This window comes from Allobosea psychrotolerans, from assembly GCF_002917105.1.
GTDB classification, from domain to species: Bacteria; Pseudomonadota; Alphaproteobacteria; order Rhizobiales; family Beijerinckiaceae; genus Allobosea; species Allobosea psychrotolerans.
In genome coordinates this window covers 46,437-52,594 of record NZ_PQFZ01000029.1, presented here as the reverse complement: position 1 = coordinate 52,594, position 6,158 = coordinate 46,437, and the positions used below count along the sequence as shown (strand labels likewise).

The 6,158-nt window shown below is 66.4% G+C and carries 7 protein-coding genes; 3 read left to right on the top strand and 4 right to left on the bottom strand.

Annotated features, from left to right (window positions below; all coding sequences use genetic code 11):
• A partial coding sequence (locus CYD53_RS27970) for an NAD(P)/FAD-dependent oxidoreductase (RefSeq protein WP_146056024.1) occupies positions 1-292 on the bottom strand: 292 nt, incomplete at its 3' end.
• Positions 293-436: 144 nt separating this feature from the next.
• Complete coding sequence (locus tag CYD53_RS27965) at positions 437-919, bottom strand: MarR family winged helix-turn-helix transcriptional regulator (RefSeq protein ID WP_245928465.1); 483 nt, start codon at positions 917-919, stop codon at positions 437-439.
• A 176-nt stretch (positions 920-1,095) separates the two neighbouring features.
• Here CYD53_RS27965 and CYD53_RS27960 point away from each other — a divergent pair, with 176 nt between their 5' ends.
• From CYD53_RS27960 to CYD53_RS27950, 3 genes are all read left to right on the top strand, one after another.
• Entirely contained in the window at positions 1,096-2,292 is a 1,197-nt protein-coding gene (locus tag CYD53_RS27960; RefSeq protein WP_103721358.1) for an amidohydrolase family protein, read from the top strand.
• Between the two features lie 8 nt (positions 2,293-2,300).
• A complete protein-coding gene (locus CYD53_RS27955; protein ID WP_103721357.1) occupies positions 2,301-2,888 on the top strand; it encodes an amino acid synthesis family protein in 588 nt (195 codons plus the stop codon).
• A gap of 273 nt (positions 2,889-3,161) precedes the next feature.
• Positions 3,162-3,746, top strand: a complete 585-nt coding sequence (locus CYD53_RS27950; protein ID WP_103721356.1) for an amino acid synthesis family protein — start codon at positions 3,162-3,164, stop codon at positions 3,744-3,746.
• Positions 3,747-4,057: 311 nt separating this feature from the next.
• Here the strand turns inward: CYD53_RS27950 and CYD53_RS27945 are convergent, their stop codons facing one another.
• A complete protein-coding gene (locus CYD53_RS27945; protein WP_103721355.1) occupies positions 4,058-5,353 on the bottom strand; it encodes an NAD(P)/FAD-dependent oxidoreductase in 1,296 nt (431 codons plus the stop codon).
• Between the two features lie 69 nt (positions 5,354-5,422).
• On the bottom strand, positions 5,423-6,154 hold the full coding sequence (locus tag CYD53_RS27940) for an amino acid ABC transporter ATP-binding protein (RefSeq protein ID WP_103721364.1): 732 nt from the start codon (positions 6,152-6,154) through the stop codon (positions 5,423-5,425).
• Positions 6,155-6,158 lie beyond the last annotated feature (4 nt).

Sequence of the window (6,158 nt, the reverse complement as noted above, 5' to 3'; positions counted from 1 at the left end):
CGATCGGCTCGAGCGCCTCGATCATCTGGTTCAAGTGGAAGGTCGGGCCGAAGGGCTTGATCTGCTCGACCAGGTTGTCGACCAGGCCCTGGCCGCTGATGATCGGGAAGCCGGGAATGTCGTAGATCGGCTTCTCCGGATAGAGCTCGGCGCATTGCCCGCCGACCTTGGGCAGGATGTCGACCAGATGCGCCCTGATGTCGAGCAACCCCAGCTCGAACACTGCAAACAACCCGCACGGACCCGCGCCGACTATCACGACATCCGTGGTGATGATGTTGTCGTTGGTCATCGCCATACCTTGGGTCATCGCCATGCCTTCCATCGCACCGCGCCCAGGCGCCGGTGAGCTGGCGCGGGCCTCATCAAATCCAACGTCAATTATTGTTAGTATACAAATGAAAATGCGCAAGCGGATTTTGCAGGCACGCCTTGCTCAATCGAGGCGCGCCAGCAGGGCGAGCAGGCGCTCGGCCTCTTCGCGCGAGAGCGGCGCCAGGGTCGCGGCGCTGATCGCCTTCGCCTTCTCGAGCAGGCCGGGAATCGCCTCGTGCCCCTTGGCGCTGAGCCTGACGCGAACGCGGCGCTGGTCGTCGGGGTCGGGCAGGCGCTCGACAAGCCCGCGCTCTTCCAGCCGCGCGATCACGCCCTTGATGGTGGCGGGGTCCATTGCCGTCATGCGGCCGAGCAGATTCTGCGAAATCTCCTCGCCCGCACTCAGTTTCGACATGGCGGCGAATTGCGTCGGCGTCGGGCCGTCATCGCCCATGATGCGCTGGAAGATCGCGATATGGCGCTGCTGGGCGCGGCGCATCAGGAAGCCGACCTGCTCGTCGAGGACATAGTCCATTGGCGCGGCCGTGCCGGCCGAGGATGGCTTGCGCTGCCTTGCGATCGGCTTGGCGGCTGTGTCCGCCACGCTGTCCTGCCTGCTCATCCCTCATCCCCTGATCGCCACCGCGCGGACCGCGCCTCCGGTCCTGTCGCATCGCCTCTTGCCAGCCGCCGAAACGCTGTCCATGATTGTTATTACACATTCAAACATCGCCTGTCTCGCAGGCATGATTGCGCTCCATATTCGCAGCGGAGGACCAGATGGCTCACGACGTCGCGGCAGGCCCTGCCAAAGGCAAGCTCGTCATCCGCAATCTCGGCCTGGTGCTCTCGGGCGATCTCAACCAGCCGATCCTCGATGCCGATACGATCATCGCGGTCGACGGCCGCATCACGGCCATCGGCCGGGCTGCCGATCTCGATTGCGACCGGGCCGACAGCATCATCGATGCGCAGGGCTCGCCCGTTGCGCCGGGGCTGATCGACAGCCATTGCCACCCGGTCTTCGGCGACTGGACGCCGCGGCAGGGGCAGATGGGCTGGATCGATTCCTGCGTCAATGGCGGCGTCACCACCTTCGTTTCCGCCGGCGAAGTGCATCTGCCCGGCCGGCCGAAGGATCCCATCGGCGTCAAGGCGCTCGCCATCACGGCGCAACGCACCTTCGCGAATTTCCGGCCGACGGGGGCGAAGATCCATGCGGGAGCGCCGATCGCCGAGACCAGCATGGTCGAGGAGGATTATGCCGAGATGGCCCGCGCCGGGGTCAAGATGATCGGCGAGATCGGGCTCGGCACAGTCAACACCGGCCCCGAGGCGAAGAAGCATGTCGATTGGGCCCGCAAATACGGGTTGGAGACGATCATCCATACCGGCGGGCCCTCGATCGCCGGTTCGAGCCTGATCAGCGAGGATATCGTGCTGGAAGCCCAGCCCGATGTGATCAGCCACATCAATGGCGGCCATACCTCGATCCGCTTTTCCGGCATCTGCCGGCTCTGCGAGCAGGCGAGGGGCGCCATCGAGATCGTCCATAACGGCAATGAGCGCGCCGCGCTCGAAGCCATCAAGACCGCCACCGAACTCAACCTGACCTACAAGGTCATCCTCGGCACGGATGCGCCGGCGGGCTCCGGCGTGCAGCCGCTCGGCATCCTCAGGATGATCGCCTTCCTGTCGAGCCTGGGCGATGTGCCGCCCGAAGTCGCCTTCTGCATGGCGACGGGCAACACGGCGCGGGTACGCAAGCTCGATGCCGGCTTCATCGCGGTCGGCATGCCGGCCGATCTCGTCTTCTTGGACAAGCCGCAGCATTCGGCCGGAAGGCATCTGCTCGACGCCGTCTCGCTCGGCGACATTCCCGGTATCGGCATGGTGGTGATCGACGGCATCATCCGCACCGGCCGCTCGCGCAACACGCCGCCATCGCACACCGCGCCCGTTCTGGTCGGGCATTGAGGCGCATCATGACCGATCTCATCGATATCCGTCGGATCCAGACCAGCGTGGAGGAGATCTTCCACGAATTCGGCCCACGTCCCGGCCGCACAGAGCGCATCGCCTCGGTCTGCGCCGTGCTGACCAATCCCTATGCCGGGCGCTACGAGCCCGACATCCTGCCGATGATGGAGGCGCTGAAGGCTGCCGGCCTCGACATGGCGACGCGTTGCCTCAACGCGCTCGGCGGCGATCCCGGGACCGTCGAGGGCTATGGCAAGGGCGCCATCGTCGGCTCCGCCGGGGAACTGGAGCATGGCGCGCTCTGGCATGTGCCCGGCGGCTACGCCATGCGCGAGATCCTCGGCAATGCGAAAGCGATCGTACCCTCGACCAAGAAGGTGGCGGGGCCGGGCGCGCGCATCGACATTCCCGTCACCCATATCAACGCGTCTTATGTCCGCAGCCATTTCGGCGCGGTCGAGATCGGCGTGCCGGGCTCGCCGCAAGCGGACGAACTGGTCTTCATCCTGGTGATGACGACGGGCGCGCGCATCCATGAGCGCGTCGGCGGCCTGCGCGCCGACCAGATCAGCGTTGGCGACGGGCAGCGGTGATGGGCCGCTCTCCCTTTCTTGCCAAAAGAGGCGCGGGGAACCCCTCTCCCGAGTGGGAGAGGGGCAGGGGTGAGGGCAGGCCAGGAAACCAATTTGGCACGCCTATCTTCAGCCCGCGCCTTCCTCGTCGAATGGCCTACACCTCACCCCTGCCCCTCTCACTGATCTCGGGCTTGCCCGAGATCAGCAGTCAAAGTGTCGAAGTCGGGTATACCCGACTTCGATGCAGGAGAGGGGTTCCCCGCGCCCTTCCGTCTAGTGTCGGAGCCTTTCATGCCCGCAGATATCCGCAAAATTCTCACGCAAGTCGATGAAATCCATCTCGAAATGGGCAAGACGGTCAGCCCGCCGACGCGGCGCGCCGTGGCCTGCGCCGTGATCGCCAACCCGTTCGCCGGGCGCTATCAGGAGGACCTCTCGGAGCTCTCCGAGATCGGCGTCGAGCTCGGCGATCTCCTGACCAAGCGCTGCCTTGCGGCGCTGAACATCGCGCCCGATCAGGCCGAGAGCTTCGGCAAGGCGGCGATCGTCGGCGAGGGCGGCGAGATCGAGCATGCAGCCGCGATCCTCCATCCCAAGCTGGGCACCCCCGTGCGTGCGGCGCTCGGCAAGGGGCCGGCGCTGATCCCCTCGGCCAAGAAGCGCGGCGGGCTCGGTACGCCGATCGACGTGCCGCTCGGCCACAAGGACGCAGCCTTCGTGCGCTCGCATTTCGATGCGGTCGAGGTCCGGATCACCGACGCGCCGCGCGCCGGCGAGATTCTGGTGGCGATCGCGATCACCGATTCCGGTCGTCCGCTGCCGCGCATCGGCGGCCTGCAGAAGCACGAGATCAAGGGTGAGGACGGGCTGCGCTGAGGTTTACTCATCCTCGTTCGCTAAAGGCTCTCGATCACCTATGCGCCGTCATCCCGGGCGTAGCGAAGCGCAGAGCCGGGATCCATGCCGGAGTGCTGCCTGGTTAGGTTCAGGAATGGATCCCGGATCGGCGCGGCGGAGCCTGTCCTTGGGCCGGCCGAAGGCCGAACCCGGGGGCCGCTTGTCCGGGATGACAGCGTAGTTCCGAGCCAACGCAGTATCGCCAGGAGGCTCCCTTGCAAGCTGGAGCATCCTTCGAGACGCCGCTTACGCGGCTCCTCAGGATGAGGGCTGGAGGTTCCAAACGGCCTCTAGGCGGCTTTCATCCCGCCATCGGTCAGCCGGTACCAGCTGATGATGGCCGAGACGTAGAGCTCGTTCAGCGCGTGCAGCGGCAGCGGCTTGATCGGCACCAGGGGGAAGGGCAGGCGGCTCCTGTCGCCGCTGGCGAGATACTCCGCCATCGCCTTGCCCATCGCGCTCTGCAGGCCGACGCCGCGGCCCATGCAGCCGATATCGACCAGCAGCCCGGGCTCGGGCTCGTGCAGATGCGGCAGGAAATCGCGCGTCAGCGCGACCCGGCCGCACCAGCGATGGTCGAAGCCGATCCCCTTGGCCTGCGGATACATCTTGCCGATGACGCGTTCGAGATGGGCCCAGTCGGAGGCGCCCTTCGGCTCGCGGAACGGGCCGCGGCCGCCCATCAGGAGGCGGTTGGTGTGGTCCTTGCGGAAGTAGAGCAGCAATTGCCGCGTATCCGAGGTGACCTGGCCCTCGGGCAGGATCGTGCAGGCGATATTGTCCGAGAGCGGCTCGGTTGCGACGATGAAGGTGTTCGGCCGGATCACGGTCTGGCGCAGTTTCGGGATCAGGTCGCCGGTATAGCCATTGGTTGCGACGACGACGCGCGGCGCGGTGACGCTTGCGCCCTGGGCGGTGTGGATGATCCAGCTCGCGCCCTGGCGTTTCAGCGAGACGACGGGGCTCTTGCCATGGATCGTGGCGCCGGCCTTGAGCGCGGCTTTGGCCAGCCCGCGCGCATAGGCGAGCGGCTGCACGCCGCCGGCGCGCCGGTCGATCCAGCCGCCGAGATAGCGTTCCGTGCCGAGCAGGCGCGCGACGCTGTCGCTGTCGAGATACTCCGCATCGACGCCACGCGCCCGCCACTCGGCGGCGCGGCGCTTCACCGTCTCGAGCATGGCTGGTGTATGCGCGCCCTGGATCCAGCCCGTGCGCTTATGCGGCACGTCCATGCCGTGCCTGGCGATCAGGTCGAAGACCAGATCGGCGGTCGAGCCGACGAAGCGCGTCAGCGCCTCGCCCGCAGTGGGGCCGAATTTCGCGGCGATCTCGCTGGGATCATATTTGATGCCGGGAATGACCTGCCCGCCATTGCGGCCCGAGCCGCCCCAGCCCGGCTCATGCGCCTCCAGCACGATGACGGAGACACCGGCCTCCGCGAGATGAAGCGCGGTCGAGAGCCCGGCATAGCCGGCGCCGATCACGCAGACATCGGCGCTGGCATCAGCGGCAAGCGGCGGCGTCGGCGCCGCACTGGGCGCTGTCGCATGCCAGAGCGAAGGGGCGAGCGGGAACGGTTCGGCCATGACGGCCTCCTTAGGCGTTGAAAGCATGGCTCATGCGAAAAACCGATACCCAGTTTTTCGCGCCATGCTTCAGATCGGTTTGAGCACGCGACGCAGGAAATCCTGGGTGCGCGGATGGCTCGGCGCGCCCAGAACGTCACGGGCCGGGCCCTGCTCGACGATGACGCCGCCGTCGAGGAAGAGCACGCGGTCGGCGACCTCGCTGGCAAAGCCCATCTCATGGGTGACGACGAGCATGGTCATGCCGTCCTCGGCGAGGCTCTTCATCACGCTGAGCACCTCGCCGACGAGCTCGGGATCGAGCGCCGAGGTCGGCTCGTCGAACAGGATCGCCTTGGGCTGCATGCAGAGCGCGCGTGCGATTGCGACGCGCTGCATCTGCCCGCCCGAGAGCTGGCCGGGATAAGCGTCGACCTTGTCGCCGAGGCCGACGCGGCCGAGCAGCTCGCGTCCGCGCGCCATAGCTTGCGCGGCTGGCTCCTTCTTCACGAAGATCGGCCCCTCGACGACGTTTTCCAGCGCCGTGCGGTGCGGGAACAGGTTGAAGCGCTGGAACACCATCGCCATCGCCGTGCGGATGCCGGTGATCGAGGGCTGGCTGCGATCGACGCGGACGCCGTCGATGGTGATCGCGCCGCCATCATAGGATTCGAGCCCGTTGATGCAGCGCAGGATGGTCGATTTGCCGGAGCCGGACGGGCCGATCAGGCAGACCACCTCGCCCTTGTTCACATTGGCGGTGATGCCCTTCAGGACGGGAAAGGCACCAAAACTCTTGGTGACGCCGGTGATCTCGATCATCGAA